A 25,304-nucleotide genomic window follows, 5' to 3' on the forward strand; every position below is an offset into this window, starting at 1 on the left:
TGGCGAGCGAACGCGGACCAGGCCAGTGCCTGGATGTGAGTTAGCAGAACGGTTTGGAAAGGCCGGCCATAGCGGGTGACAGCCCCGTATGCGAAAGCGAACATTCAGGACTTGAGTAGGGCGGGACACGTGTAATCCTGTCTGAACATGGGGGGACCACCCTCCAAGCCTAAATACTCGTGCATGACCGATAGTGAACCAGTACCGTGAGGGAAAGGTGAAAAGCACCCCGATGAGGGGAGTGAAACAGTACCTGAAACCGAATGCCTACAAGCAGTAGGAGGGTCCTTGAGGCCTGACTGCGTACCTCTTGCATAATGGGTCTGTGACTTAATCTGTCAAGCAAGCTTAAGCCGTTAGGTGTAGGCGCAGCGAAAGCGAGTCTGAATAGGGCGACAGAGTTTGACGGATTAGACCCGAAACCCGGCGATCTAGGCATGACCAGGATGAAGGTGGGGTAACACCCACTGGAGGTCCGAACCGATTAACGTTGAAAAGTTACCGGATGAGTTGTGTTTAGGGGTGAAAGGCCAATCAAGCCGGGAAATAGCTGGTTCTCCGCGAAAACTATTGAGGTAGTGCCTCGGACGAATACCAATGGGGGTAGAGCACTGGATGGGCTAGGGGGTCGCGAGATCTACCAAACCTAACCAAACTCCGAATACCATTGAGTACTATCCGGGAGACAGACGGCGGGTGCTAAGGTCCGTCGTCAAAAGGGAAACAGCCCTGACCTACAGCTAAGGTCCCCAAGTCACGTCTAAGTGGGAAAGCATGTGGGATTTCCAAAACAACCAGGAGGTTGGCTTAGAAGCAGCCATCCTTTAAAGAAAGCGTAACAGCTCACTGGTCTAAACAAGAGATCCTGCGGCGAAGATGTAACGGGGCTCAAGACGTGCACCGAAGCTTAGGGTGTGGATTTGTCCACGCGGTAGCGGAGCGTTCCGTAAGCCGGTGAAGCGGTCTGGTAATGGACCGTGGAGGTATCGGAAGTGCGAATGCAGACATGAGTAGCGATAAAGAGGGTGAGATGCCCTCTCGCCGAAAGCCCAAGGGTTCCTGCGCAAGGCTAATCCGCGCAGGGTGAGTCGGCCCCTAAGACGAGCCCGAAGGGGGTAGTCGATGGGAATCAGGTTAATATTCCTGAACCTGGTGGTGTGTGACGGATCTCGTGTGTTGTCATCCCTTAACGGATTGGGATGGCCTCGAAGAGGTTCCAGGAAATAGCCCCACCGTATAGACCGTACCCGAAACCGACACAGGTGGGCTGGTAGAGTATACCAAGGCGCTTGAGAGAAGTGTGCTGAAGGAACTCGGCAAATTGCCTCCGTACCTTCGGAAGAAGGAGGCCCTCACATTGCGCAAGCAGTATGAGGGGGCACAGGCCAGGGGGTAGCGACTGTTTAGCAAAAACACAGGGCTCTGCTAAGTCGGCTTCAAGACGACGTATAGGGTCTGACGCCTGCCCGGTGCCTGAAGGTTAAGTGGAGGGGTGCAAGCTCCGAAATGAAGCCCAGGTAAACGGCGGCCGTAACTATAACGGTCCTAAGGTAGCGAAATTCCTTGTCGGGTAAGTTCCGACCTGCACGAATGGCGTAACGACTTCCCCACTGTCTCCAGCACATGCTCAGCGAAATTGAATTCTCCGTGAAGATGCGGAGTACCCGCGGTTAGACGGAAAGACCCCGTGCACCTTTACTGCAGCTTCAGAGTGGCATTAGGAAAGAACTGTGTAGCATAGGTGGGAGGCTTTGAAGCATCGGCGCCAGCCGGTGTGGAGCCATAGGTGAAATACCACCCTGTTGTTTTCTGATGTCTAACCTCGCACCGTCATCCGGTGCAGGGACCCTCTGTGGCGGGTAGTTTGACTGGGGCGGTCGCCTCCCAAAGAGTAACGGAGGCGCGCGAAGGTTGGCTCAGGACGGTTGGAAACCGTCTGTTAGAGTGCAATGGCATAAGCCAGCCTGACTGCGAGACTGACAAGTCGAGCAGAGACGAAAGTCGGTCATAGTGATCCGGTGGTCCCTCGTGGAAGGGCCATCGCTCAACGGATAAAAGGTACGCCGGGGATAACAGGCTGATAACCCCCAAGAGCTCATATCGACGGGGTTGTTTGGCACCTCGATGTCGGCTCATCACATCCTGGGGCTGGAGCAGGTCCCAAGGGTTTGGCTGTTCGCCAATTAAAGTGGTACGTGAGCTGGGTTCAGAACGTCGCGAGACAGTTTGGTCCCTATCTGCCGTGGGCGTCGAAATTTGAGAGGAGTTGACCCTAGTACGAGAGGACCGGGTTGAACATACCTCTGGTGGACCTGTCATCGTGCCAACGGTGCAGCAGGGTAGCTATGTATGGACGGGATAACCGCTGAAAGCATCTAAGCGGGAAGCCTCCCTCGAGATAAGATTTCACAGAGCCGTGGAAGACCACCACGTTGATAGGCCGGATGTGGAAGTGCGGTAACGCATGGAGCTAACCGGTCCTAATTGCTCTATTCGCGCTTGAGAGTCTCACCATCAACGACAGCCCTGGGCTGTCCGGTTATGACTCCCAGCCTTCAAAACATCGATCACCCGAACACCGCAAAACATTGCGCTGGCTCCACAGCTTGGTGGCCATAGCGTCTGTGACCCACCCGATCCCATCCCGAACTCGGACGTGAAACCAGACTGCGCCGATGGTACTATCGCTTAAGCGATGGAAGAGTAGGGCGCCGCCAGGCTTTGAAGCCAGCGCAATCACACAACGGTGCATCCAGAACCCATTCACATAACGCCTCCAACAGAGGCTCGAAACGGCCGCCGATCGAAAGATCGGCGGCCGCTTTCGTCTTGAACGGCGCGCAGCAAAACGCTCCGGAAGACGCGCGACCCCGGCGCAAGGCCGGGGTGAACGGAATGCGGGCAACATTCTCCGCTCGTCGTCCGCTGCTCGGCTCACGACTCCGTCTTCGACAGCGTGCCGAGTCCGCTGGTGTCGCCCGACCGTGACGCCGATCCGGGTTGTCGGCACCGGGCGAACCACCCTAAGGAACGCACGATCAAAGCGAGGGGAGAGGCAGATGCAGCTTTCGCAGGGCGCCAACGCGCCGCTACCGTCGGGCATGCTCGATATCGCCGTGACGTTCGATGCGCGTCCGTCCGGGCTGGATGTCGACATTTCGGCCTATCTGCTCGACGCTTCGGGTAAGGTCCGCGGCGATACCGACATGATCTTCTACAACCAGCCGGCGAGCCCCGAGGGTGCCGTCCGCCTCGATCCCGCGAGCGGACGCTTCGCTGTCGACCTTGCACGCCTGCCGCCCGCCATCGAGCGGATCGCGATCTGCGTGGTGGTGGATGGCGGCTCGGCGGGCAGCCTGCGCGCGATCACGCTCGCGGTCGGCGGCGGCCCCTCTTTCCGTCACGAGGTGGCGGGCACCGCGGAGGCAGCGATCATCGTCGCGGATCTCTATCTGCGGCAGGGCCAGTGGAAGCTGCGCGCCGTGGGGCAGGGCTTTGCCGGCGGGCTCGCGCCGCTCGCGCGATCGTTCGGCATCGACGTGGCGGACGAGCCCGCCGCGGTCCCTGCGCCCCCGATTGCATCCCCCGCACCGCCCAAGGTCGATCTGCACAAGGCCAAGGTCGAACAGCGCCTCGTCACTCTCGAAAAGCAGGACAAGAAGCTCGTCAGCCTCGCGAAGGCCGCGGGCCTCAGCCTCGCCAAGCAGAAGGGCGCGGATCGGCCGGCCAGAGTGTGGCTGATCCTCGACGTCTCAGGCTCGATGCGCGGGCTGTTCAAGTCGGGCGCGGTCGATCGGCTGGCGCAGCGCGCGCTCGCCTACGGACTCAATCTCGATGACGATGGCGAGATCGGCGTGATCCTGTTTGATCATCGCGCGACGATGTTCGGCAACGTCAACGCCGGTAATTACAGGACGTTCGCGCAGGACATCCAGCAGCGCAAGGATGTCTGGGGCACGACCGACTATGGCAAGGCGATGCAGATGCTGCGCGAGACCGCGGCACGGGAAAGCGATTTCGGCCGGACCCCGGTCTACGTGATCTTCGTGACCGACGGCGGCACCGAGAACCGCAAGCTCGCCGAGGAGCAGATCAAGAGCGCCTCGTCGGAGGCGATCTTCTGGAAATTCATGGCGATCGGGCCGATGCCGGCCGGCGTCAAATCGGGCAGCCGCAAGCTGCCGCGCGGCTTCGACTTCCTCGCCTATCTCGACGACATGCCCGGCCGCGTGGTCGACAATGCCGATTTCTTCGCGGTCGAGGATCCCGACGGGCCGAGCGATGTCGAGTTTTTCGACTTGATGTCTACCGAATATGGCGGTTGGTTGGACGCCGCGGCGAAGGCGGGCGTGCTGAAGCGCTGACGTCGCGCGTCGATCCGCCGAAGCCATTCAGATCGGACCATCTTCTCCGATCCGGATCACATTCGCGTTGCGGCCAACCCACCGCGCCGCAATCGCGCTGGGCGAAGAACTGCACGTCGGCACGACGACAGTGCTGCCAAAGCGCCGGCGGAGCCCATAGCCCCGCGAACCCGCCGGAGCCTCTCGCGGCGTTGAGCCAGCGGCCGCCAAAATGGATGATTTCCATAGGGATGGACCGCGCCCGGCGGCTTGTGCGCCGCCACCGTCCATGAGAGCGTGCCGCGACGTTTCGGGGATGGGGGACCCTATGGAGAGGATGATTCGAGGACTGTTGATCGGCCTCGCAGCCAGCATGCTCCTGCCGGCGGCGGGGCAGGCGCAGCAATCGCAGCCGCTATCGGTGAAGCCGGGCAAGCCATTCACGCACAAGCATACAAAGCTGCAATTCCCGGCCGAACTCTATGGCATTCAGCGCACGCGTGCGTCGGCGCTTGAGGCCGACGAACTCGATGTTTCGGCCGCCTATGATAGGCAGGACGAGGCGATCACGCTCTATATCTATCGCGATATCAGCGGCGCGCTGCCCGTGTGGTTCGATCGCGCGACCTGGGCGATCGAGACGCGCCCGAAGGTCTATGGCACGTTGCGGCGCTCGGCGCGGCCGTTGCCGTTCGTTCCGCCGCGCCAATCGGCGGCGGCGGGATTGATCGCAACCTATGCCGCATCCGACTCGCCGTTCCGCAGCACTGGTGTCGCGCTGATGCCGCTCGATGGCTGGTTCGTGAAAATCCGCTATTCCTCCGCCAGCCTCGATGCGGATGCACTCGACACCCGGATGCGCGACCTGATCGCCGGCCTGAAATGGCCGAAGACGGTGCGGCCCGAATCAGCGGTCGCGCCGGTCGCGGCCTGCGCGGATACCCTCGCGTTCGATGGCGCGGCGGTGCCGCTTCCGGCAACGGCCGAGGCGGCCATGATCGGCAGCGTTTTCGCGATACCCGTGGCCGGGAAAGGCAAGGCGGCGGCGGCGCGGCAACCGGTCGTCTGGTGCCGGGACGACGGCGTGGAACCCAAGGGCATCGTCTATCGTCCGGACGGTGCGAAGGACGCCTATATGCTTGCCCCGTCCGATGCCGGGCGCGGCATCATGGTGGCGACCGATCCCTTGCAGCAGGTTCTGGCAAAGGACGGCCCGCCGGGCTGGTCGATCAAATTCCAGCATCTGTCGCGCACGCTCAATTATCGGCTCATGGATCGCCTGCCTGCGCCGACGCAGGTTATCGACCATGTGAACAAGACGCAGCCGATCTCCACCGTGACGACCTGGGGCAAGAATCGCAGCGTCCAGATCAATGCCGACGTGCTGGAGAAGAAATAGACGGGCACCGTACGCATCGCCAGCGCTTCCGCCGCGCGCAATCTCGTCCTAAAGCGCCCCGCCATGAACGATCCAACGACGATCCGCCGGCTTTATGGCCGCGCCAAGGGCCACAAGCTGCGCGAGGGACAGGCGCGGCTGGTGGAGGAATTTCTGCCGGCGCTGAGCGTGCCCGAGGAAGGCGCGCTGAACGCGTCGTTGCTCTTTGGCGACGATCGCCCGCTCCATTTCGAGATCGGCTTCGGCGCAGGCGAGCATCTCGCCTATCGCGCCGACCTGCTGCCCGATCACGGCTTCATCGGCTGCGAGCCCTTCCTCAATGGCGTGGTCGGTGCGCTGCTGCACATCCGCGACAAGCATCTGCCCAACGTGCGGCTGCACATGGGCGACGCGCTGGAGGTGCTGGAACGGCTGCCCGATGCGTCGCTGCGCTTCGTCTATCTGCTGCACCCCGATCCCTGGCCCAAGGCGCGCCACGCCAAGCGCCGGATGATGAACCACGGCCCGCTCGACCTGATCGCCGCCAAGCTGCAGCCCGGCGGCGAATTCCGGCTGGGCACCGACGACCCCACCTATTGCCGCTGGTCGATGATGGTCATGAACCAGCGCCGCGATTTCGAATGGCTGGCGGAGAAACCCGGCGACTTCCTCGTCCGCCCCGGCGGCTGGCCGCAGACGCGCTACGAGGCGAAGGCGCGGCGCGAGGGCCGCGAGGTCTGGTACTTCCGCTACCGGTGCACGGCGCACTGAGCGTCAGGAGCTGCGCGGACCGTCGCCGGGCGTCAAGCGACCAGCGACTCGGGTATTGCGGCTTCCGTCTCGTCGATCCAGCCGCCGCCCAGCACGCGCTCACCGCCGTAAAGCACCGCGGCCTGCCCGGGCGAAACGCCATATTCGGGCTGGTCGAAGATCACGCGATCGCCGTCTATCCGCGCCGGCACCGGCTTGGCGAGCGAGCGCACCTTGGCGGTGACGGGCCCTTCGTGCGGTCCGCCGATCCAGTTGAACCCCGAGATGCGCGCCGCGGTGACGGCCAGTGCACGGCGCGGCCCCACCACCACGCGGCGCGTATCCGGTTCGAGCCGCACGACGTAGAGCGGCTCGGCGAGACCGCCGATCTCCAGCCCGCGGCGCTGGCCGACGGTGAAGTGGATGAAGCCGCGATGCGCACCGAGCACGCGGCCCTCCAGATCGACGATCTCGCCCGCGGTTTCGGCATCGGGACGGACCTTGCGGACGATCGATGCATAATCGCCGTCGGGCACGAAGCAGATATCCTGGCTGTCCGGCTTGGCGGCGACGCCCAGGCCAAGCTCGGCGGCAATGCGCCTGACCTCGGGCTTGGGCATGCCGCCGAGCGGGAAGCGCAGATAGCCGAGCTGCTCGGTGGTGGTCGCGAACAGGAAATAGCTCTGGTCGCGGGCCGGATCGAGCGCGCGGTGCAATTCCGGGCCGGCGGCGCCCTCGACGCGGCGGACATAATGGCCGGTCGCGAGGCAATCGGCGCCAAGGTCCCGCGCCAAACGGAACAGATCCGTGAACTTCACGCCCATGTTGCAGCGAACGCAGGGAATCGGCGTGCGTCCGGCCATATATTCGTCGGCGAAATCGTCGATCACCGACTCGCGGAACGCGCTTTCATGGTCGAACACATAATGGGCGATGCCGAGCGTGTCGGCGACGGCGCGGGCATCGCGGATGTCCTGCCCGGCGCAGCAGCTGCCGGCGCGTTTGATCGCGGCGCCATGATCGTAAAGCTGCAAGGTAATGCCGATCGTCTCGGCGCCGGATCGCGCGGCGAGCGCCGCCACCACCGAGCTGTCGACGCCGCCGGACATGGCAACGACGATGCGCCGCGCGTCGAGCGGCCGGGCAAGCTGAAATTCGGGGGTCATGATCGCTGCCCTTTACCCCCGATCGACCCCTGGGTGCTAGTGCCGGTCTCGCACGCGAGTAAACGTCGTGTTTACCTGATGCTTCTATTGCCTTTTCCAAGCACCGGCGACGCGGCCGGGCACGCTGGCGGCCGCAGTCGACCGCCGTTCGAGGACGTCGATGAACGATAACCCCATTGTGCGCCCGGTGCAGATCGTGGGACCGCTGGGCGAGCCGCTGACGCTGGAGACCCTGCCGCCGCCCGGCACCAAGCGCTGGGTGGTCCGCCGCAAGGCGGAAGTGGTCGCGGCGGTGGCCGGCGGGCTGCTGACGGTCGACGAAGCCTGCGACCGCTATGGGTTGACGATCGAGGAGTTCGCCGGCTGGCAGCGCGCGGTCGATCGATCGGGTATGCCGGGCCTTCGCGTCACGCGCATCCAGCACTATAAATCGCTGTACGAGCGCCAGCAGAAGTACTGACCTCCAGCTGCGACGGACCCATGTTTTTATCCATGCGTCAAGTGTTGCAGGGTGCATGGCGGAACTTGCGCCGGTCTTGAGAGTCTATGCTCCGTACGCCGCCACGCGGGCGGCCGTTCAGGAGGCTAGACAATGAATCTCATTCTTTGGCTCGTGATTGGCGGTGTGATCGGTTGGCTCGCGAGCCTCATCATGCGCACCGATGCACAGCAGGGCATTTTCCTCAACATCATCGTCGGCATCGTTGGCGCCTTTATTGGTGGCCTGATCTTCAGCGGTGGCACGATCAACGCCTATAATTTCTCGCTGACCTCGCTCCTCGTCTCGCTGGTGGGCGCGGTCGTCTTGCTCGGCATCGTCAATCTTTTCCGTCGCGGTTCGCTGCGTTAACGCAGCATCCGTCGAACGGCAGCGAAAGGGGCCGCGCCGATGGCACGGCCCTTTTTCGTATGCGCACGGCTGTTCCCCGGCGCGCCGAATCGCTCTAGGCAGCGACATGTCCGCGATCGATCCCCTCCGCGCCAGCGCGCTTGGCGACATTCCCCATGGCTTTCTCGGCCGGCAGGGCGGGGTTTCCACCGGCGCCGTCGCCGGCCTGAACGTCGGCATCGGCAGCAGGGACGATCCGGCCGCAGTCGCCGAGAACCGCCGGCGTGCGGTGGCGGCGGTGCTGCCCGGCGCGGCGCTCGCCAGCGTCTACCAGATCCATTCCGCCGATGTCGTCACCGTCGCGGGCGGTATCGCCGACGACCGGCGGCCGCGCGCCGATGCACTCGTTACCGCGACGCCGGGTGTGCTGCTGGGCATCCTCACCGCCGATTGCGTGCCGGTGCTGCTGGCGGATGCCGTCGCCGGCGTGGTCGGTGCGGCGCATGTCGGCTGGCGCGGCGCGATCGGCGGCGTGACCGATGCGACGATCGCGGCGATGGTCGCGCTCGGTGCCAGTCGAAACCGGATCGCCGCTGCTACCGGCCCCTGCATCGGCCGCACCTCTTACGAGGTCGGCGACGAGTTCGTCGCACGCTTCGCCGAAGCCGATCCCGAGACGGATCGCTTCTTCGGCGCCGGCCGGCCCGGCCATGCCTGGTTCGACATCGAGGCCTATGTCGCGGCGCGACTCGCCGCGGCGGGTATCGGCCGCGTCGAAATGATGGGGCTCGATACCTGCCGCGACGAGGCGCGCTTCTACAGCTTTCGCCGCGCGACGTTGCGCGGCGAGCCCGATTATGGCCGGCAGATCAGTCTGATCGGCCTTTCCCGCTGACGTTCGTCGCGCCGGCCTCGGCAGGCGCGATGCATGCCGCTCTCGGCGTCTCACGGCGATCGGGCAAAGCGCCGGATCGCGCGGCGCGCCCGCCGATCCGAACGTGCGTCGTGACGGCACATTCGCTAGGCTCATAATATTGCTCAGTCCTGGAGAGGACCCTGATGACCGACAAGCCGAACGAAGCCGACCTGACCGGCGTGACGCCGCGCAAGAACCCCAAGCCGCCGATCGACGATATCGGCGGGCGGGCGCTCAAGCCGGCGACCCTCATGATGGGATATGGCTATGATCCGATGCTGTCCGAAGGATCGCTGAAGCCGCCGATCTTCCTGACCTCGACCTTCGTCTTCCCCAATGCCGCCGCGGGCAAGCGCCATTTCGAAGGGGTCACCGGCAAGCGCCCGGGCGGTGCCGAGGGTCTGGTCTATTCGCGGTTCAACGGCCCCAACCAGGAAATCCTCGAGGATCGGCTGGGCGTGTGGGAGGATGCCGAGGACGCGCTGACCTTCTCCTCGGGCATGTCGGCAATCGCCACGCTGTTCCTGTCGATGGTGCGGCCGGGCGACACGATCGTCCATTCGGGGCCGCTCTATGCCGCCACGGAAACGCTGATCGCGCGCGTGCTCGGCCGTTTCGGCATCCACTGGCTCGATTTCCCCGCCGGCGCGACGCAGGACGAGATCGAGGCGGTGCTCGGCAAGGCGGCATCGGGGCGGGTCGCGTTGATCTATCTCGAAAGCCCGGCCAATCCCACCAACGCGCTGGTCGACGTCGAGGCGGTGGTCGCGGCGCGCAAGACGGTGTTCGGCGATGCCGCGGAGCAGCCTCCGATCGCGATCGACAACACCTTCCTCGGGCCGCTCTGGCACAAGCCGCTGGCGCATGGCGCCGATCTGGTGGTCTATTCGCTCACCAAATATGCCGGTGGCCACAGCGATCTCGTCGCCGGCGGCGTGCTCGGCCGGAAGAGCCTGATCGATGTGATCCGCGCGATGCGCAACACGATCGGCACGATTACCGATCCCAACACTGCCTGGATGCTGCTGCGCAGCCTGGAGACGCTGGAACTGCGGATGACGCGTGCGGGCGAGAATGCCGCCAAGGTCTGCGCGTTCCTGCGCGACCATCCCAAGGTGGAGCGCGTCGGCTATCTCGGCTTCCTGCAGGATGAGCCCGGGCAGGAACGGCAGGCGGACATCTACCGCCGCCACTGCAGCGGCGCCGGCTCGACCTTTTCGCTGTTCCTGAAGGGCGGCGAAAAGGAGAGCTTCGCGTTCCTCGACGCGCTGCGCATCGCCAAGCTGGCGGTGAGCCTCGGCGGCACCGAGACCCTGGCGAGCCACCCCGCGGCGATGACGCACCTGTCCGTGCCCGACGCCCGCAAGCGCGCGCTGGGCATCACCGACAATCTGGTACGGATCTCGATCGGCGTCGAGGATGCGGACGATCTGATCGCCGACTTCGCGCAGGCCTTGGACAGGGTTTGATGCACGTCATCTCCTCCCCGTCGCCTGGCGTCGGGGAGGAGGCTGGTCAAAACCGCATATCCACCCCGAGCCGCACCGTACGCGGACGGAGCGGGGTGATCTGTTCCTCGCGGGTGTAGGTGAACGGGCTGCCGAGCGAAAACCGGTTGCCGACGGTGTCGAACAGGTTGCTGACCGTCAGCGACAGGCCGAACCGCTCCCAGCCGAGCCGGCCGAACAGCTGCGTATCGACATAATTGCCCTGCGCGATGTCGAGCCGCGGGCCGACGCCCAGTCGCGACTTGCCGACATAGCGCACCGAACCCGACAGCTTGAGGTCGAGGCTGTCGCCAAGCGCGGTGCGATACTCCGCGGCACCACGCGCGCCGACACGCGCGACGTTGGGCAGCGGTCCCGACGTCGAGGCGAACAGGCCGAGCGTGGGTTCGGTAACCCGGCTATCGTTGAAGAAGACCGCACCGTCGATCTGCAGCCCGGTCGCAACGCGCCAGCCGACCCGCGCGTCGACGCTGTAGATGCGGCCGTCGCCGATGTTGACGGTCGCGGGCAGGCCCTGATTGTCGATCAGGTCGGCCTGGATGTTCTTCCAGCGGGTGTAGGCGAAGGATAGGCTGGCGTGGATGCTGGTCAGCCCCGGCGCACCGTAGCGCATGCCGGTTTCCATCGTCGCAACCTCATCGTTGCGGTAGCGCTCGATATAATCGTCGCGGATCGCAAGGCCGCCGGGGCGGAAGCCTTCCTGGTAGCGGGCGTAGAGGATGATGTCGGTCATCGGCCGGACCGAAACCGAGACGGAGGGGAGGAAGCTGGACACGTTGCGCTCGGTGCTTGCCACGCGCGCCGCCAGCAGCTTTTCAATGGAGGCTTCCTGAAGGTCGAGGCCCTCGCCGGACAGGCGGACATGGTTGAAGCGCGCGCCGCCGGTCAGCGTCACGCCCGTCACCGGCTCCACCGAAACTTCGCCGAAGGCGGTCAGCTCGGTGGCGAGGTTGCGCACGCCGGTGCGCGGCATTTCCGCGCCGAGATCGCCGAACTGCCGGGTGATGCGCGCGCGGTTGCGGATCACGCTGCCACCGATCAGCCAGCCATAGCCGCCATCCATAGCGCGGCTGAGCCGCGCTTCGGCGGTCAGCAGCCGGGTGCGGTTGCTCTGGTCGAACGCGCGCGCGATGCCGTCCTCGGCGGTGCCCACCGGCAGCGGCAGGCTGTCGAGCGGGAAGCGCGCCGGCCAGCCGGCCATGGCGCTCGGCGTCTGCAAGGTCGCATCATAGGTCTCGTCGATGCGATGGCTGACGATACCGCCGGTCAAAGTGAAGCGCAGCAGATCCCATTCGCGCGCGATGGTGACGTCGCCGAGCAGGAAATCGTTGCGGAACGGCTGGGCGATGCCGCTACGGCGGCTGAGCGATGGGCCGCCGCGCGTGGCATATTGGCTGTCCGCGCCATCGATGCGCTGCCAGATGCCGCTGAGGTCGATCGTCCAGTCGTCCCCGATCTGTGCCCGCAGCGCGCCGCGCGCGCCATAGGTGCGCGTGCGATTGACATTGTCCACGCCGCGCTGAAGGTCGTCGATATAGCCGCCGTCGCTGGCGGCATAGCCGACGAAGCGGGCGCCGAGCTGGTCATAGACCAAAGGGATGTTGAGCATCGCCGAACCGTCGATGCTTTCCGCACCATGCGCCGTCGTCGACACGCCCGCCGAGGCCGAGCCCTGGAACAGTTCAAGCTGCGGCGCATTGCCGACGATGCGGATGATGCCGCCCAGCGATCCTGCGCCATAGAGCGTGCCCTGCGGCCCCTCGAGCACCTCGACGCTGCTGACGTCATACAGCCTGAGGTCGGGGTCCGGCGCATTATAGTTGAGCCGGGTATCACCGAAATATTGCCCCGAGGTCGCCTGCGTCGGCCCGGTGAAGCTCGAATCGGCGATGCCGCGGATGAACAGCTTGTTGCGCCCCGGGCCGATATGCGTCGAGGTGACGGTCGGCACCTGCGCGGCGAGCGCATCGCTGCCGCCGGCGGCGCCGTTTGCCTCGAACACACTGCCGGCAACCACCGTCGCGGTGCCGGGAAAGGCGGGAACGGAGACGTTGCGCTTGCTGGCGGTGACGACGAGGTCGGCGATCGGCGGCGTCGGCAGCGCCACTTCCTCGGCCGGCGCGCGCATCGACGCCGGGGCGGGCGGTGCCAGCGGCTGCAGGCGGCGGATGATCCGCCAGCTCGTGCCGTCGATCGGCACCGCCGCCGCGGTCGTGCCTTCCAGCATCCGCTGAAGCGCCTCGGCGGGCGCCATCCGCCCCTTCACCGCGCGGACGCGGCGGTTGGCGATCGAAGGGTCGGCGATGCCGATGCTGATGCCGGCCTGCTGGCCAAGCGCAATCGCCGCGTCGGCCAGCCGGCCCGCGGGGAGATCCACCGGCCGACGGCCGGGGGACGCATGCGCCGTGGTCGCGCCGGACAGCGCAACCGTGGCGGCAAGGACGAGCGCGAGGGGTTTCACGGCTTGTTCGTCAGCGTCCACCCTTGATCGTTGCGCTGCACATCGACCCCCAGCAGCGGCCCAAGCCTCGCGAACAGCCGGTCATTGCCGCCTTCCAGCGTGATCACGCCGGTGAACGGACGGCCGGCGACGGCGGGCGCTGCGGAGACGCGCATCCCGGTATTGCGCTGCAGGTCCGCGGCGACATCGGCGAGGCTGGCGCCGTCATAGAAAAGGCGCCCGCTGCGCCAGCCGGCGACGCTGTCGACCGCGACCTCACCCACCACCGGCGCGCGGCCATCGGTCACCCGCAACTGCCTGCCCGGCGGCAGGCGCACCGCTTCCGCGGCGGGATTGTAGATCACCAGACCCTCGGACACCGCCACTTCGGTCCGCCCGCCGCCGCGGCGCACGTTGAACGCGGTGCCGGCATCCTGCAACGTCGCGCCGCCCGCTTCGACCACGAACGGATCGCGCGTGTTGTGGACGACGAAGAAAGCGGCCTCGCCCGAGTCGAGCCGTGCGAAACGCGGGCGATCCCGATCGGTGACGAGTGTGGTGCCGCCGTTGATCGCGATGCGGCTGCCGTCGGCAAGCTCGATCGTCCGGCGCTGGCCGGGCTCGGTCCGCACCGTCTCCAGCGCGCCGCCGCCGGGCTGCAGCACCGCATAGGTGGTGACCGCCAGCAGCGATGCCGCGACCATGCCACCCAGCAGCCGGCGCCGCCCGATACGCGCGGGCTCGTCATTGGCCGGCTCGGGCAATGAAACGGGGGCGGCGGCAGGCGCCGCAACGGTCGCCAGCAACGCCGCCGCATCCTCGGCCGCGAGCAGCGCCCGTTCATAGGCGATGTTGTGCGCGGGATCCGCTTCCAGCCAGGCGATGAAGCCATCCCAGTCGGCGAAATCCGAGTCGCGCGTGCGCACGGCCCAGAGGGCCGCTTCGTCGCTGATGCGCTGATCGCTGATGTTCATCGCCATAACCTCGATGGCAGGACGCCACCGCCGCGCTCAACCCGCATCCCGCTGCTCCGGATTTTCCGAGTCCGCCTTGAGCATCGCAAGCGCGCGATAGGCTTTCTGCAGATGCTTTTCCACGGCGCTGAGACTGATCCCGGATTCGGTCGCGATGTCGCGCTGGCCGATGCCGTCGACGCGGTGCCGCCGGAAGATGGCGGAGGTGCGTTCGCCCAGCGCGTCGAGCGCGGCCTGGACGCGGCGCAGTTCGTCCCGCCCGGCGAGCACGCGCTCGGCCGAAGGCGTGTCGGACACGCCGGGTTCGGCGCCGTCCACCGCTTCGCCCCACGCGTCCTCGCGGGCGATGCGGCGGACCGCCGACCGGCGGCGATCGAGCATCAGATTGTCCGCGGCGCGATAGAGATAGGCCAGCGGCTCGGCGACGGGCACTGCGGGCGGGCCGCCTTCCAGCTTCAGCCACAGATCCTGCAGCAGATCCTCCGCCTCCTCACCCGCACCGCGCGCGCGCAAAAAGCGCAGCAGTGCCGGCCGCTGCGCCATGAACACGGCCTGCAGCCCCCCTCCGCTCATGCCGGCACCGATAAGAGATGAACGGAAACCATGACTGCCGTTACGCGATCCTGCCGAGGGGGTCGAGGCGGCGCCGGGCGGGGGCTGAGACCGCGGGCGGGGCCCGATCGTTGCGAAGCGGCGGCCCCTTTAGCCGATCCGGAAGCCGCCGCCTAGCCGCCCGGAACGACGTTCGTCGATCGCATTATACACGTAACATTTCGTTTCGGTTCGACACCGCCGCGTCATGCGCGGCTTACGGCACACCGGCAAGATGAGGCTGCGTTCGTTCGGAAGGGAGCCGGCGGCGCGATCGTCACTCGGAAAGATGGATCGACCGATGAATTCTGTACGCTTCCCGACCGCGCTGGCCGTGCTGCTGGCGCTGCTGCCCGCTGTCGCGTCGGCGCAGCCTGCTCCCCATCACCATCGTCACCGCCCGCCCCCGCCGCCCCCGGCGGTTGCGCATTGGGATCGCCATCATGTTGGCTGGTGGCGCGGCCATCCGTGGTTCGCTGCCTATCGCGGCCCGCGTCACGGTTACTATTTCGCTCCCGGGCATGGCTACTACGCCGTGCCCCGCGCCTATTGGGGGCGGCACTGGACGGTCGGCGTCGTCGTGCCCCCGCCGCTGCGCCGCTACACCGTTGTCGATCTGCGCTTCTACCGCCTCGCTGTGCCCCCGCGCGGGCACACATGGATCTATCTCGACACCAATATCGCGCTGATCCGCATTTCCAGCGGAGCGATCGTGCGGGTGGTGGATCATGTGTGGTGAGTAGCGCGCGGGCGGGGCGGGGAGCACTGGCTTCCCCGCCTGCCCCGCTTGGGCGCCACCGCGCACCAGAGCTGCGTTGCCGCGCTCGCGCAGCTCATCGTCATCCACATCATCCGCGCGCATCTGGAGGCGGGCGGGGTGGCGGTGAGCGGCTGGCTGCGCGGGCTCGCCGATCGGCGGCTCGCGCCCGTGCTCGATCTGATGCATCTCGCCGATCGCGCGCTGCGCAGCGGCGGCCAGACAGTGGCCGAGATCGGCCACATGCTGGGCTATGCTTCCGAAAGCGCGTTCGGCGCGGCGTTCAAGCGCGAGATGGGCGTGTCACCCCGCGCCTCGCTGAAGCTCAGTCGAGCTGGCTGACGTCGCGCACCGCGCCGCGGGCGGCGTTGGTGGTGAGCGCGGCATAGGCGCGCAGCGCCGCGGACACCTCGCGCTTGCGGCCGAACGGCTTCCACGCCTTGGCACCGCGCGCTTCCATCGCCGCGCGCCGCTCGGCGAGCGCCGCATCGTCGAGGTCGAGCCTGATGATGCGCGCCGGGATGTCGATCACGATCGGATCGCCGGTCTCGACCAGCGCGATCAGCCCGCCTTCTGCCGCTTCCGGCGAGACATGGCCGATCGAGAGGCCCGAGGTGCCGCCCGAGAAGCGGCCATCGGTGATCAGCGCGCACGCCTTGCCGAGGCCCTTCGATTTCAGATAGCTCGTCGGGTACAGCATTTCCTGCATGCCCGGCCCGCCCTTCGGCCCCTCATAGCGGATGACGACGACGTCGCCGGCCTCCACCTGGTTGCCGAGGATGCCGGCGACCGCCGCGTCCTGGCTTTCATAGACGCGCGCGCGGCCGTGGAAGACGAGGATCGAGTCGTCGACACCCGCGGTCTTCACGATGCAGCCCTCGGGCGCGAGGTTGCCGAACAGCACCGCAAGGCCGCCATCCTTGGAGAAGGGATGCTCGGCGGAGCGGATGACGCCCTTCTCGCGGTCGGTATCCAGATCCACCCAGCGCTCGGACTGGCTGAACGCGGTCTGCGTCGGCACGCCGCCCGGTGCCGCGCGATAGAAGTCGCGCACCTCGGTGCTGTTGGTGCGGCCGATGTCCCAGCGGGCCAGCGCGTCCGCCATCGTCGGCGCATGGACGGTGGGCAAGGTGGCGTCGATCAGCCCGCCGCGTTCCAGTTCGCCGAGGATCGCCATGATTCCGCCGGCGCGGTGGACATCCTCCATATGGACGTCCGACTTGGCGGGCGCGACCTTGCACAGGCAGGGCACGCGGCGGGAAAGCCGGTCGATATCCGCCATCGTGAAATCGACGCCGCCCTCGATCGCGGCGGCGAGGAGGTGAAGCACGGTGTTGGTCGAACCGCCCATCGCGATGTCGAGGCTCATCGCATTCTCGAACGCGCCGAAGCTGGCGATCGTGCGCGGCAGCGCGGTGGCGTCGTCCTGCTCGTACCACCGCTTGGCGAGATCGACGATCAGGTGGCCGGCCTCGCGGAACAGCTTCTCGCGATCGGCATGGGTGGCGAGCACCGATCCGTTGCCGGGCAGCGACAGGCCGAGCGCCTCGGTGAGGCAGTTCATCGAATTGGCGGTGAACATGCCCGAGCAGGACCCGCAGGTGGGGCAGGCGGCGCGTTCGACCGCCTTCACTTCCTCGTCGGTATAACTCTCGTCGGCGGCGACGACCATCGCATCGACCAGGTCGAGCGCCCGCTTCTCGCCCTTCAACACGACCTTGCCGGCCTCCATCGGCCCGCCCGAGACGAACACGACGGGGATGTTGATCCGCATCGCCGCCATCAGCATGCCGGGCGTGATCTTGTCGCAGTTGGAGATGCAGACGATCGCGTCCGCGCAATGCGCGTTGACCATATATTCGACGCTGTCGGCGATCAGCTCGCGGCTCGGCAGCGAATAGAGCATGCCGCCATGGCCCATCGCGATGCCGTCATCGACGGCGATCGTGTTGAACTCCTTGGCGACGCCGCCCGCCGCCTCGATCTCGCGCGCAACGAGCTGGCCGAGATCCTTCAGATGGACATGGCCGGGCACGAACTGGGTGAAGCTGTTGGCCACGGCGATGATCGGCTTGCCGAAATCCTCATCCTTCATCCCCGTCGCGCGCCAGAGCCCGCGGGCACCCGCCATGTTGCGGCCGTGGGTGGTGGTGCGGGAACGATAGGCGGGCATGACGGACTTCCTTGGAGGCTGGGCCTGCGGCCGGATCACAGAGTGTCGAATCACTCGACGCCGCGCGCAGGAGCCCGCACGCGGAATCCGCGCCTTTTGGACCCCGTCGAATGCGACTGCAAGCCGCCCGGACCCAAGCAAGTCTTGGGTTCCGCGAAGCTGGGGCCGAACGCCGCCATCCGCCGTTGACAGCGCGCACGCTTCTGCCTATTCGGCGCGCCTCCGACATTGCCCTGTCGTCTAATGGTAAGACTACGGACTCTGACTCCGTCAATCGAGGTTCGAATCCTCGCGGGGCATCCATCGTTCCCACATCGATAAATGTGATCGCCTTGTGGCGATGATCCTGGATGGTGGGGAGGTGTGGTTTCGATCCACTCCCCGAAGGGCCGCATTTACAGTGCGACTGCCGGAGCCACCGGCTTTACCTCCCCGAACAGATGATGGCGGAGCGCGGAGGAGATGAACCCCAAACCGTGACGGCTCCCCTCGCTTAGCAGGCGGAGGCTGCACCTTGCAGCTTCGCGCTCCTGAACATGGCGGAGGGTGAAGGAGTCGAACCCTTAACCGTTAGGTTAGCCCGGTTTTCGAGACCGGTTGCACACCACTGCGCGCCACCCTCCTGAGACGGGTGGACGCGCGCCAACCGTCAATATCGCAGTGCGATACTTGACGAGGACAGAAGGTGGCGGTTCGCGTTCATGGCCGGCGAATTATCATCAACTGCATGAGCTGTGATCGTGTCCCACCGGGTGGTGTAGGTTCGCCGGCGTTGTGACGGCGATCTCCGGCGAGGCCGGATTGATCAGGCAGCCACGGCGGGCATGCTGACGAGAGGGTTATCGCTCAACGGAGCGACGCTTTCCAGCGTCATGTACCGGGCGCGCTGTACAGCCCACTCGTCGTTCTGTTCGAGCAGGATGGCGCCGACCAGGCGAGTGATGGCGTCCTCGTTCGGGAAGATGCCGACGACGTTGGTGCGCCGCTTGATCTCGCCGTTGAGCCGCTCGATGGGATTGGTCGAGTGCAGTTTGGCGCGATGCTGCGGCGGGAAAGTCATGTAGGCGAGCACGTCCTGCTCGGTGTCATCCATGAAGGTGGCGAGCTTGGGCACGGTTGGCCGCAGTTGGTCGGCGACCTTGCGCCACTGGACGCTGGCGGTTTCGGCGGTCTCCTGGGCGAAGGCGGTGGCGATGAACGCCGACACCACCCTGCGCCCGCTCTTGCCGGCATGGGCCAGGGCGTTGCGGGCGAAGTGGACGCGGCAGCGTTGCCAGGTCGCGTTGAACAGCTTGGAGACCGACGCCTTGATGCCCTCGTGGGCATCGGAGACGACGAGCTTGACGCCACGCAGGCCGCGTCGCGCAAGGCTGCGCAGGAAGGCCGTCCAGAACACCTCGGCTTCGGACGAGCCGATCGCCATGCCAAGGACTTCGCGCCGGCCGTCGCCGTTGACACCGACCGCGATGATCACCGCGACCGAGACGATCCGCCCGGCCTGACGGACCTTGAGATAGGTGGCGTCGATCCAGAGATAGGGCCAGTCGCCCTCGATCGGCCGGTCGAGGAAGGCCTTCACCCGATCGTCGATCTCTTCGCACAGCCGGCTGACCTGGCTCCTGGAGATGCCGCTCATCCCCATCGCTTTCACCAGATCGTCGACCGAGCGCGTCGAGATCCCTCCGCCTGCTTTCCAACGATGCTACGCATCGCCGGAACCTTGGCAGGCTCCGCCCTGGATATAGGCTTCCTGGATCACCGCGGTCAGCGCCTTCTCGGCCATCCGTCGCGGCTCGAGGAAGCCGGGGAAATAGCTGCCCTTGCGCAGCTTGGGGATGCGCAGCTCGACGGTGCCGGCGCGGGTCTCCCAATCGCGCTCGCGGTAGCCGTTGCGTTGGGCGAGACGTTCCGTGCTCTTCTCGCCATAGCCGGCACCTGTCAGCCCGCTTACCTCCAGATCCATCAGCCGCTGGGCCGCAAAGCCGATCATCTCGCGCAGGAAGTCGGCATCCGCGCTCTTCCCCAGCAGCGCCTGAACGTTCATCTTGTCGTCGGTCATCGGGATCTCCGTCGGTTCGAGTGTCGCAACCCAAACCTATCCGAAGATCACCGATGGCCACCCGCAAAGCTGACCGGCTGCTACAGCGCTGTTCGCAAGCGCGCAGCCGGTCAGCTTTGCTACCGACGAGCTACACCACCAACTGGGACACGATCTGAGCTGTCGAGAAGCCGCTGCTGGAAATACGCAACCGCAACCCATCAGAGAGACGTCTCGTATTGGCGAACACGTGCCGCCGTCGCGGCTCTGCGACAAGCGGCAGCGGTATTCAGCCGTAGCGGACGCCGTGCCGCGGCGTCTCAATATGGTCAGTATGGCCGCGAGCGCGTGTCCGCGGTGGCGCCATCGACAGGGTCTTCGCCCGCCATGGCCTGCCACGCCTTGCGGGCGCCGTATTGGACGACCCAGCCCAGCGCAAATGTTGCGACGATCGGCACGACGCCACGAATCACGGTCTCCGCGACGCTGCCGACGATCGCACCCTTGATTCCGCTGTCACCATCCTGGCGGTCGATTGCAGCGCCGATCAGGGCACCGAGTAGATTGGCCATCGTTCGTCTCCTTCGCTCGGCGAGCGGATGATTGCCGGATGCCGGACGCGCGTGTCGCGTGCCGAACCCAGGCCGCCGCAGCCGCCATCGGCTTTGGGAAACCCTCGATCGCTAAAGAAGCTCCATCATCGGCGATATTGCTCCGGCTCGCATCACCGTTGCGGCGCATCGGCAATCGACAGGCGGCGGCTGCCGTCGGTCAGGCCATCCGCCGCCACCTTGCCGCACCGCCTCCCACAGGATACGCTTGCAACCAAGTACCGGCGGGATCTGTCCCGTTGGAGAGCAGAAGTGATGCACGGCATGGAAAAGCCCTGGGCTCCAGCGCCGCGTTTTGCCGGCGGCGGGTCGGCGGCAGCGGTAAAGTCGCCGGCGGTGCCGGCGGCGGCTCCGGTTTCGATGGGGCGGCGAACCTACGCCGCGCTCGATCTCGGCACCAACAATTGCAGGCTGCTGATCGCACGTCCGGCGAAGGACGGGTTCGTGGTGGTCGATGCCTTTTCGCGAATCGTCAGGCTGGGCGAGGGGCTGGCGGCCACCGGTCGCCTGTCCGACGCGGCGATGGATCGCGCCGTCGCGGCGCTTTCGATCTGCGCGGACAAGCTGCGGCGGCGGCACGTCCATCTCGCGCGCTCGGTTGCGACCGAGGCCTGCCGACAGGCCAAAAATGGCCCCGAATTCGTCGAGCGGGTGCGGCGGGAGACCGGCATCGCGCTGGGCGTGATCAGCGCCGAGGAAGAGGCGCGGCTGGCGGTGCTCGGCTGCCATGCGCTGCTGGAACCGGGCGAGGGGCAGGCGCTGGTGTTCGACATCGGCGGCGGCTCGACCGAACTGGTGCTGATCGATCCGCGCACGCCGGTGCCGACCGTACTCGACTGGTTCAGTGCGCCGTGGGGCGTCGTCTCGCTGACCGAGAGCGAGCCCTGCACGTCGGACGCGCGCGAGGATCGGCTGGCGGCCTATGGGCGCATGCGCGACCGGGTTCGCGCCAGTTTCTCGCGCTTCGCGCCGCGCCTCCCGCGCTATGAGGATGGCCGTGACCCGGGCCGGCTGCTCGGCACCAGCGGCACGGTAACGACGCTGGCCAGCCTGCATCTCGGCCTCTCAAGCTATGACCGCGCGGCGGTGGACGGGCTGATCGTCCCCGCGGAGGCGATGCGGACGATCAGCGGGCGGCTGGCGGGCATGGGCGCGAAGGAACGTGCAACCTTGCCCTGTATCGGGCAGGAGCGTGCCGACCTGGTCGTTGCAGGGTGCGCGATCCTCGACGAGATCCTCGCAATCTGGCCGGCGCACCGGCTGGGGGTCGCGGATCGCGGCATAAGAGAAGGCATATTAAGGTCATTGATGGCGAACGACGGTAACGCGGCATGAGCAGGGGCGGGGGGATGGGGCGCCAGCGCGTCCGCACCGCGCGCGGCCGCAGCGCGCAATCGACGCGCTGGCTCGAACGCCAGCTCAACGATCCCTATGTGCGCAAGGCCAGGGCGGAGGGCTATCGCAGCCGCGCCGCCTACAAGCTGATCGAGCTCGACGAGCGGTTCAACCTGCTGCGCGGCGCGCATCGCGTGCTCGATCTCGGCATCGCGCCGGGCGGATGGTCGCAGGTGGTGCGCAAGCGCCTCCCCAAGGCGCGGGTGGTGGGCATCGATCTGCTGCCGACCGATCCGATCGACGGCGTCGAGATCATGCAGCTCGATTTCATGGCGGACACTGCACCGGCCCTGCTCTCCGAGGCGCTGGGCGGCCCCGCCGACCTGGTGCTGTCGGACATGGCCGCGAACACCGTCGGCCATCCGCAGACCGACCATCTTCGCACGATGGCGCTGGTCGAGGCGGCGGCGGCGTTCTGCGCGGAGATTCTCGCACCCGGCGGCGCGTTCGTCGCCAAGGTGTTCGCGGGCGGCACCGATCATGCGCTGCTCGCGCAGCTCAAGCGTGACTTCACGACGGTGAAGCACGCCAAGCCGCCCGCAAGCCGCAAGGACAGTTCCGAATGGTATGTCATCGCGCAGGGCTTCAAGGGCCGGCCCGGGCCGGACACGGCCGACGCATAGACCGGCCATGGGGGGCGCGAGACGGCCATTGCCGTCGGCTTCAATTCGTGATGTTATCTCATTCCACAACAGGTGGGAGAGACGATATGCGTGCACGCGCTGTGGCTTCGGACCAATTCGCCCCGATCGGCGGAATCAACACCACACCCTTGATCGACGTGATGCTGGTGCTGCTGGTGATGTTCATCATCATCATGCCGCGCGCCACGCATGAGGTGCCGATGAACCTGCCGCAGGGAACGGGCGCCGCCGACGACGCCCCGATCCATCAACTGGAAATCGACGCGGCGGGTGCGCTGCGGTGGGACGGCAGCGCGATCACGCTCGACGCGTTGCCGGCGAAGCTCGCGGCGATGAAAGCCGATCCGGCCGGTCCGAAGCTGATGATGCGAACCGACGGCGAAACGCCCTATCTGCGCTTCGACCAGACCTTGTCGGTGGTCGACAAGGCCGGCATCGACCGGCTCGGCTTCCTTGGCAATGAACGCTTCGCCGAGGCGATTGATTGAGTGAACGAAGCGGCGGCGGGACTGGTTACCCGCCGTCCTTCGCCACCTTCAGCCGCAGCGCAGATTGCCGCGATCGATCTCGCGACCGATGAGCGCGCCTATGCCGGCACCGGCGATCGTGCCGCCCGAGCGATCGTACCCGCGATCCGCGCTTCGACCGAGCAACGCGCCCAGAGCCGCACCGGCGATCAGCCCGGTCGTGCCATTCGACCGGCGGCAGTAATAGCGTCCGTCACGGCCGCGCCAATAGCCTCCGCCATAGCCGACGCCGTAATAGCCGCGGCGATAGCCATAACCGCCGTAATAAGGCCGGCCATAGTATCGACCCCGATTGTAGTAGCGACGGTCGCGCCAGCGGTCGTTGCGCCACCCGTCGCGATAGCCACGGCGGTAACTGCGATAGTCGCGCCGATCACGGCGATAATCGCGCCGATAGTCCCTGCGGTCCCGCCGCCAGTCGCGGCGATCGCCGCGCCAGTGACGGTCGCGGCTCTGCTGATAATATCCCCTCGATGGAGGGTCGGCGAGTGCCGGCGTCGCCGGCACCGCCATCACCGCAATCAACGCAGCGATGAATGTCTTGCGCATGATCCTACTCCTTCGCACGCATGACGGAACAACGGCGACACTTTGCGACAGGTTGCATGAACCTGAAACTACGGCACGTTCAGGCAATGGAAGGGGAACGGGCGCCGATTCTGCTTGTTGGTGCCCCGCAGCAGAAAGGAATGCATCATGGCAGCGCCCGAAGATATCGACGATAAAACCCCGGAAACCAACAGCGAGCAGGCCGACGAAGGCCAGGCGCAGGATGTGACCGAGGATGCGCGCTTCGTGGATACCGACCTTTCGGAAGAGAGCGAGCATGGCGGCCGGCCGAATCCCGGCGCGCTGATTCCCGACGACACGCCCGATCTGGTCGACAGGATGAACGAGATGGTCCGCAGCGGCCGCATCGACAATGACGCCTACGCCGGCGAGCCGCAGCATGACGATGAAGAGGATATCCTCGGCGAGACCGATGACGAGGATGAGGATTGATCACCTCCGATCGGCGATGAAGCGAACCGCCGTCGGCCGGCTCAGAAAAGCCGGTCGATGGCGTGCAGCGTCAGCCCCACCAGCCCGCCGACCAGCGTGCCGTTGACGCGGATATATTGCAGGTCCCGCCCCACTGCGTTCTCCAGCCGGTTGGTGATCGTCTGTGCGTCCCAGCCCCGCACCGTGTCCGACACCAGCCGGACGATGCCGTCGCCATAGCTGGCGGTCGCGCCCACCGCGGCGCGGCGCGCGAAGCGGTTGATCGTGCGACCGAGTTCGGCGTCATGCTGCAGCGTCATGCCAAGCTGGCGCAGCGCCTCGCCCAGCCGGCCGGCAAGCACCGCATCGGGATCGCGGACCGCGTTGAGCATCGCCTGTCGCGCCTGTTCCCACAGCCCGTCGATCCAGCGCTGCATCGCCGGATTGGCGATCATCTCTTCCTTGATCGCGGCGATTCGCTCCCGAAGCGCCGGATCGTGCTGCAGGTCATGGGCGAGGTCGGCCAGCGCATCCTCGGCGCGGACGCGCAGCGGATGGCCCTGTTGCTCGCTCATTTCGGTCAGCAGGCGCTTCAACCCGTCGACGATCGCGTTGGACAATTTCTCGTCCAGCCCGGTCCAGCGCATGATCGATCCGGCACGGTCATGAACCATGTCGCGGATCAGATGCTCGTTGGCGTCGAGCGCGCGCGACGCCCAGCGGACCAACCCGTCGAGCAGCGGCACATGGCGGTCGTCGGCAATCGCCGCAGCCAGCGCCTGACCGAGCACCGGCGCGGCGTCGAAGGCGCGCAGGCGCTGCGCGAGCATCGCGCGGACCATGCCGCCAAGCCGCTCCTGATCCAGCGCTTCGAGCATGTCGGCGGCAAGCCGCGATGCGCCGCGGCGCAGCCGGCCTTCGCCCCCGGTATCGGGATCGGCGAGGAAACGCCCAGCGGCGGCGGCGACATCCACCTTGGCCATGCGCCGCGCGACCACCGAGGGCGTGAGGAAGTTGTCCTTGAGGAACAGCGCCAGCGTATCGCCGATGCGGTCCTTGTTGCGCGGGATGATCGCGGTATGCGGAATCGGCAGGCCGAGCGGGTGGCGGAACAACGCGGTCACCGCGAACCAATCGGCGAGGCCGCCGACCATCGCCGCCTCGGCAAACGCACGGACGAAGCCCCAGGCCGGGTGGCCGCCCTCCACGCTTCGGGCGGCGATGTAGATCGCCGCCATCAGCACGAGCAGGCCGGTCGCCACCGCGCGCATCCGCGTGAATCC

21 protein-coding genes, 2 tRNA genes, 2 rRNA genes and 1 pseudogene (1 of these 26 cut by a window edge) are annotated in these 25,304 nt (G+C 66.2%); 16 read left to right on the forward strand and 10 right to left on the reverse strand.

All coding sequences use genetic code 11. The features are described from left to right. From NX02_RS25135 to trmB, 5 genes are all read left to right on the forward strand, one after another. A 23S ribosomal RNA gene (locus NX02_RS25135) occupies window positions 1-2,504 on the forward strand; it begins 286 nt to the left of the window's first position. Between the two features lie 101 nt (window positions 2,505-2,605). Then, window positions 2,606-2,720 (forward strand): 5S ribosomal RNA (gene rrf, locus NX02_RS25140). Between the two features lie 339 nt (window positions 2,721-3,059). Beyond that, window positions 3,060-4,364 (forward strand): VWA domain-containing protein, encoded by a 1,305-nt coding sequence (locus NX02_RS30995; RefSeq protein WP_025294925.1) that lies wholly within the window; start codon window positions 3,060-3,062, stop codon window positions 4,362-4,364. 316 nt (window positions 4,365-4,680) lie between these two features. Beyond that, the gene (locus tag NX02_RS25150) at window positions 4,681-5,742 is read left to right on the forward strand and encodes a hypothetical protein (RefSeq protein WP_158014180.1); all 1,062 of its coding nucleotides are present in this window, start codon (window positions 4,681-4,683) and stop codon (window positions 5,740-5,742) included. 63 nt (window positions 5,743-5,805) lie between these two features. Further along, a complete protein-coding gene (gene trmB, locus NX02_RS25155) occupies window positions 5,806-6,492 on the forward strand; it encodes a tRNA (guanine(46)-N(7))-methyltransferase TrmB (protein ID WP_025294927.1) in 687 nt (228 codons plus the stop codon). 32 nt (window positions 6,493-6,524) lie between these two features. Here the strand turns inward: trmB and mnmA are convergent, their stop codons facing one another. After that, a complete protein-coding gene (gene mnmA, locus NX02_RS25160) occupies window positions 6,525-7,637 on the reverse strand; it encodes a tRNA 2-thiouridine(34) synthase MnmA (protein WP_025294928.1) in 1,113 nt (370 codons plus the stop codon). A 160-nt stretch (window positions 7,638-7,797) separates the two neighbouring features. On the opposite strand from mnmA, the gene sciP reads away from it, so the two are divergent. The 4 genes from sciP (at window position 7,798) to NX02_RS25180 (ending at window position 10,851) form a co-directional block, all read left to right on the forward strand. Continuing rightward, entirely contained in the window at window positions 7,798-8,097 is a 300-nt protein-coding gene (sciP, locus tag NX02_RS25165) for a CtrA inhibitor SciP (RefSeq protein WP_025294929.1), read from the forward strand. A gap of 132 nt (window positions 8,098-8,229) precedes the next feature. Next, window positions 8,230-8,487, forward strand: coding sequence for a GlsB/YeaQ/YmgE family stress response membrane protein (locus tag NX02_RS25170; protein ID WP_025294930.1), 258 nt, complete (start codon window positions 8,230-8,232; stop codon window positions 8,485-8,487). 106 nt (window positions 8,488-8,593) lie between these two features. Continuing rightward, window positions 8,594-9,361, forward strand: a complete 768-nt coding sequence (pgeF, locus tag NX02_RS25175; RefSeq protein ID WP_025294931.1) for a peptidoglycan editing factor PgeF — start codon at window positions 8,594-8,596, stop codon at window positions 9,359-9,361. Between the two features lie 164 nt (window positions 9,362-9,525). Continuing rightward, window positions 9,526-10,851 (forward strand): cystathionine gamma-synthase family protein, encoded by a 1,326-nt coding sequence (locus NX02_RS25180; protein WP_025294932.1) that lies wholly within the window; start codon window positions 9,526-9,528, stop codon window positions 10,849-10,851. 46 nt (window positions 10,852-10,897) lie between these two features. Here the strand turns inward: NX02_RS25180 and NX02_RS25185 are convergent, their stop codons facing one another. Genes NX02_RS25185 through NX02_RS25195 form a run of 3 tightly spaced genes read right to left on the reverse strand, consistent with a single transcriptional unit; the run spans window position 10,898 to window position 14,877 of the window. After that, window positions 10,898-13,351 carry a TonB-dependent receptor gene (locus NX02_RS25185; RefSeq protein ID WP_025294933.1) on the reverse strand — a complete coding sequence of 818 codons (2,454 nt, stop codon included), beginning with the start codon at window positions 13,349-13,351 and terminating at the stop codon, window positions 10,898-10,900. Beyond that, window positions 13,348-14,304, reverse strand: coding sequence for a FecR family protein (locus NX02_RS25190; protein WP_039998088.1), 957 nt, complete (start codon window positions 14,302-14,304; stop codon window positions 13,348-13,350). The genes NX02_RS25185 and NX02_RS25190 overlap by 4 nt, the downstream gene beginning before the upstream one ends. A 36-nt stretch (window positions 14,305-14,340) precedes the next feature. Next, on the reverse strand, window positions 14,341-14,877 hold the full coding sequence (locus tag NX02_RS25195; RefSeq protein WP_025294935.1) for an RNA polymerase sigma factor: 537 nt from the start codon (window positions 14,875-14,877) through the stop codon (window positions 14,341-14,343). Window positions 14,878-15,196: 319 nt separating this feature from the next. On the opposite strand from NX02_RS25195, the gene NX02_RS31825 reads away from it, so the two are divergent. Further along, window positions 15,197-15,634 (forward strand): RcnB family protein, encoded by a 438-nt coding sequence (locus NX02_RS31825; RefSeq protein WP_025294936.1) that lies wholly within the window; start codon window positions 15,197-15,199, stop codon window positions 15,632-15,634. Between the two features lie 48 nt (window positions 15,635-15,682). After that, window positions 15,683-15,994, forward strand: a complete 312-nt coding sequence (locus NX02_RS25205; RefSeq protein WP_025294937.1) for a helix-turn-helix domain-containing protein — start codon at window positions 15,683-15,685, stop codon at window positions 15,992-15,994. Here the strand turns inward: NX02_RS25205 and ilvD are convergent. Next, window positions 15,978-17,825: a dihydroxy-acid dehydratase gene (gene ilvD, locus NX02_RS25210; protein ID WP_025294938.1), complete on the reverse strand. Its 1,848-nt coding sequence runs from the start codon at window positions 17,823-17,825 to the stop codon at window positions 15,978-15,980. The two genes, NX02_RS25205 and ilvD, sit on opposite strands and share 17 nt — an antisense overlap. Window positions 17,826-18,054: 229 nt before the next feature. Between ilvD and NX02_RS25215 the strand changes: the two genes are divergently transcribed. Then, a tRNA-Gln gene (locus NX02_RS25215) sits at window positions 18,055-18,128 on the forward strand. A 48-nt stretch (window positions 18,129-18,176) separates the two neighbouring features. On the opposite strand, the gene NX02_RS32845 is transcribed toward NX02_RS25215, so the two are convergent. The 3 genes and pseudogenes from NX02_RS32845 to NX02_RS25230 all read right to left on the reverse strand — a co-directional run bounded on the left by NX02_RS32845 (window position 18,177) and on the right by NX02_RS25230 (window position 20,435). After that, window positions 18,177-18,259 (reverse strand) — tRNA-Tyr (locus tag NX02_RS32845). 371 nt (window positions 18,260-18,630) lie between these two features. After that, window positions 18,631-19,884 (reverse strand): annotated as a pseudogene (locus NX02_RS25225) (IS256 family transposase). A gap of 308 nt (window positions 19,885-20,192) precedes the next feature. Continuing rightward, window positions 20,193-20,435, reverse strand: coding sequence for a hypothetical protein (locus NX02_RS25230; RefSeq protein WP_025294939.1), 243 nt, complete (start codon window positions 20,433-20,435; stop codon window positions 20,193-20,195). 303 nt (window positions 20,436-20,738) lie between these two features. On the opposite strand from NX02_RS25230, the gene NX02_RS25235 reads away from it, so the two are divergent. The 3 genes from NX02_RS25235 to NX02_RS25245 all read left to right on the forward strand — a co-directional run bounded on the left by NX02_RS25235 (window position 20,739) and on the right by NX02_RS25245 (window position 23,001). Next, the gene (locus NX02_RS25235; RefSeq protein WP_025294940.1) at window positions 20,739-21,809 is read left to right on the forward strand and encodes a Ppx/GppA phosphatase family protein; all 1,071 of its coding nucleotides are present in this window, start codon (window positions 20,739-20,741) and stop codon (window positions 21,807-21,809) included. Next, complete coding sequence (locus NX02_RS25240) at window positions 21,806-22,492, forward strand: RlmE family RNA methyltransferase (RefSeq protein ID WP_025294941.1); 687 nt, start codon at window positions 21,806-21,808, stop codon at window positions 22,490-22,492. Before NX02_RS25235 ends, NX02_RS25240 begins: the two co-directional genes overlap by 4 nt. 86 nt (window positions 22,493-22,578) lie before the next feature. Further along, window positions 22,579-23,001: an ExbD/TolR family protein gene (locus NX02_RS25245; RefSeq protein WP_025294942.1), complete on the forward strand. Its 423-nt coding sequence runs from the start codon at window positions 22,579-22,581 to the stop codon at window positions 22,999-23,001. A 48-nt stretch (window positions 23,002-23,049) separates the two neighbouring features. Here NX02_RS25245 and NX02_RS25250 read toward each other — a convergent pair whose 3' ends face one another. Then, complete coding sequence (locus NX02_RS25250) at window positions 23,050-23,589, reverse strand: glycine zipper 2TM domain-containing protein (RefSeq protein ID WP_025294943.1); 540 nt, start codon at window positions 23,587-23,589, stop codon at window positions 23,050-23,052. Window positions 23,590-23,736: 147 nt separating this feature from the next. Here NX02_RS25250 and NX02_RS25255 point away from each other — a divergent pair, with 147 nt between their 5' ends. Continuing rightward, on the forward strand, window positions 23,737-24,042 hold the full coding sequence (locus NX02_RS25255) for a hypothetical protein (RefSeq protein WP_025294944.1): 306 nt from the start codon (window positions 23,737-23,739) through the stop codon (window positions 24,040-24,042). A 41-nt stretch (window positions 24,043-24,083) separates the two neighbouring features. Here the strand turns inward: NX02_RS25255 and NX02_RS25260 are convergent, their stop codons facing one another. After that, window positions 24,084-25,292, reverse strand: coding sequence for a DUF445 domain-containing protein (locus tag NX02_RS25260; RefSeq protein ID WP_025294945.1), 1,209 nt, complete (start codon window positions 25,290-25,292; stop codon window positions 24,084-24,086). Window positions 25,293-25,304 lie beyond the last annotated feature (12 nt).

Source organism: Sphingomonas sanxanigenens DSM 19645 = NX02 (genome assembly GCF_000512205.2).
Taxonomy (GTDB): Bacteria; Pseudomonadota; Alphaproteobacteria; order Sphingomonadales; family Sphingomonadaceae; genus Sphingomonas_D; species Sphingomonas_D sanxanigenens.